We start from the raw sequence: 2,203 nt of genomic DNA, 5'->3' as shown, positions 1-2,203 counted from the left end.
CCCGCTGTCCGTACGGACAGCGGGGGCACGGCCGTCATGCCTCGATCAGGCGTCGATCACACGTCGAAGTAGAGCTCGAACTCGTGCGGGTGCGGACGCAGCTGCAGCGGCGCGATCTCGTTCGCGCGCTTGTAGTCGATCCACGTCTCGATCAGGTCCGGCGTGAACACGTCGCCCTGGAGGAGGAACTCGTGGTCGGCCTCAAGGCGGTCGAGGACGGCCGGGAGGGAGGTCGGGACCTGCGGGACGCCCGCGTGCTCCTCGGGGGCGAGCTCGTAGAGGTCCTTGTCGATCGGCTCGGCCGGCTCGATCTTGTTCTTGATGCCGTCCAGGCCCGCGAGGAGCAGCGCCGAGAAGGCCAGGTACGGGTTGCCGGAGGAGTCGGGCGCGCGGAACTCGACCCGCTTGGCCTTCGGGTTCGAGCCCGTGATCGGGATACGCATGGCCGCGGAGCGGTTGCGCTGCGAGTAGACCAGGTTGACCGGCGCCTCGAAGCCCGGCACCAGACGGTGGTACGAGTTCACCGTCGGGTTGGTGAAGGCCAGCAGCGACGGGGCGTGCTTGAGGATGCCGCCGATGTAGTAGCGGGCGGTGTCCGACAGGCCCGCGTAACCGGCCTCGTCGTAGAAGAGCGGCTGGCCGCCGGTCCACAGCGACTGGTGGACGTGCATGCCCGAGCCGTTGTCACCGAAGATCGGCTTCGGCATGAAGGTCGCCGTCTTGCCGTTCTGCCACGCCACGTTCTTCACGATGTACTTGAAGAGCTGCAGGTCGTCGGCCGCGGCGAGCAGCGTGTTGAACTTGTAGTTGATCTCGGCCTGGCCGGCGGTGCCCACCTCGTGGTGCTGGCGCTCCACCTGCAGACCGGCGCGGTCCAGCTCCAGGGAGATCTGGGCACGCAGGTCGGCGAAGTGGTCGACCGGCGGGACCGGGAAGTAGCCGCCCTTGTAGCGGACCTTGTAACCACGGTTGTTCTCGAGGGCACCGGTGTTCCAGGCGCCGGCCTCGGAGTCGATGTGGTAGAAGGACTCGTTCGCGCTGGTCGCGAAGCGGACGCTGTCGAAGACGTAGAACTCGGCCTCCGGACCGAAGTACGCCGTGTCGGCGATCCCGGTGGAGGCGAGGTAGGCCTCGGCCTTCTTCGCCACGTTGCGCGGGTCACGGGAGTACTGCTCTCCCGTGATCGGGTCGTGGATGAAGAAGTTGATGTTGACCGTCTTGTCACGGCGGAACGGGTCGACCCGCGCGGTCGACAGGTCCGCGCGCAGCGCCATGTCGGACTCGTGGATGGCCTGGAAGCCGCGGATCGAGGAGCCGTCGAAGGCCAGCTCCTCGGCCGGGTCGAAGGCCGATGCGGGGATCGTGAAGTGCTGCATCACGCCCGGCAGGTCGCAGAAGCGGACGTCGACGAACTTGACGTCCTCGTCCGCGATGAACTTCTTGGCCTCGTCGGCGTTCTGGAACATCCAGCTCCTCCTACTCCCGACCGTCCCGCCGGGGTGGTAGTTCGTTCGTGCTGCCAGTGCGGGTGGCACACGCTGACGTAGACCCTAGGGACGGGTGATTTCTCTGGCGTGACTCATTTGTTTCGCACAAGTTAACCGGCTCACCCTCCACCGTAGCCCGACCACACCCCGCCGTGCCCTGGTCATTTACGGGCGCAGTACCGTGGACGGGTGGACAACAGGCAAGCACTCGGATCGTGGCTTTCCGGGCCCCGCGCGGCCGCGGAGGAGGCCGGTGTCGACTTCGGATACCGGGGTGAGCAGCTCGGTCTGCCCGAGGAGGGACCCGGCTCGATCGCCCGCCCGGGCCGCCGGCTCGGCGCCCTCGCCGTGGACTGGGGTCTGAGTCTCCTGATCGCATACGGTCTTATCACCCAGAGCTACAACGAAGCTGCACAGATCTGGGCGCCGCTCATCCTGTTCGCCCTCATGGTGCTCACGGTCGGTACGGTCGGCTTCACCCCGGGCAAGCGGCTCCTCGGTCTGCGGGTGCTCGCCCTGGACACCGGCCGCGTCAGCCCCTGGCGCACCCTCCTGCGCACGGTCCTGCTCTTCCTCGCGATCCCCGCCCTGATCTGGGACCGCGACGGCCGCGGTCTGCACGACCGGCTGGCGGGCACGGTCGAGGTCCGCATCTAGCGCCCCCGACGGCCTTCGCTGACGACCGCTGACGACGAAGGGGCGCCCGGTGTGATCCG

The 2,203-nt window shown here is 67.6% G+C and carries 2 protein-coding genes; one reads left to right on the top strand and one right to left on the bottom strand.

The window, feature by feature from the left end; genetic code table 11:
* Nucleotides 1-56: 56 nt before the first annotated feature.
* Nucleotides 57-1,466: a type I glutamate--ammonia ligase gene (gene glnA, locus ACWIF2_RS40550; RefSeq protein WP_382499331.1), complete on the bottom strand. Its 1,410-nt coding sequence runs from the start codon at nucleotides 1,464-1,466 to the stop codon at nucleotides 57-59.
* 210 nt (nucleotides 1,467-1,676) lie between these two features.
* Between glnA and ACWIF2_RS40545 the strand changes: the two genes are divergently transcribed.
* Nucleotides 1,677-2,144: an RDD family protein gene (locus ACWIF2_RS40545; protein WP_184596315.1), complete on the top strand. Its 468-nt coding sequence runs from the start codon at nucleotides 1,677-1,679 to the stop codon at nucleotides 2,142-2,144.
* Nucleotides 2,145-2,203: the final 59 nt, after the last annotated feature.

The organism is Streptomyces sp. NPDC055506, assembly GCF_053643595.1.
The sequence above is the reverse complement of the archived record's forward strand: the minus strand, read 5'-3'. Positions and strand labels throughout refer to the sequence as shown.